Origin of the sequence: Helicobacter saguini (assembly GCF_000762875.2) — a bacterium.
Lineage (GTDB): Bacteria > Campylobacterota > Campylobacteria > Campylobacterales > Helicobacteraceae > Helicobacter_A > Helicobacter_A saguini.
This window is the reverse complement of sequence record NZ_JRMP02000067.1, coordinates 1-391: the sequence shown is the minus strand read 5'-3', so window position 1 is coordinate 391 and position 391 is coordinate 1. Positions and strand designations below refer to the sequence as shown.

1 protein-coding gene is annotated in these 391 nt (G+C 29.7%); it reads right to left on the bottom strand.

Features of this window, described 5'->3' with window-relative positions; translation table 11 throughout:
• Positions 1 to 129 precede the first annotated feature (129 nt).
• The coding region (locus LS64_RS12190) for a M23 family metallopeptidase (RefSeq protein WP_138127399.1) at positions 130 to 391 on the bottom strand (262 nt) is incomplete at its 5' end.

Here is a 391-nt window from a genome sequence, read left to right as displayed (position 1 = left end):
TATTAATATCATCTAATACCATAGATGCACCTTCTTTTACTCTTCTTTTTCTTTCATCTATGCTTAGTGAATTGTTTAATTCTAAATCGTTACCTTTTTCAAACCATTCTGGTACAATAAAACACATATTTACTCCTTTTTATCAAATAAACATTTTTTCATGTCCTTGCTACATCTTTCTTGTTCTTGTTTTTCTTCTTTAGTAAAATCACTTTCAATTACTTTAGCTTGTAAGTAAAAGGCTGGGTTTATTCTATTGTTCATTCCTGTTGCTTTAGCATCATCTTTTATTTCAAGATGTAAATGTGGTGCTTTTGTATTATTAGCATTGCCACTTATACCACTATATCCTATAAGCTCTCCTGCTTTTACTTCTTGTCCTTGCTTTACA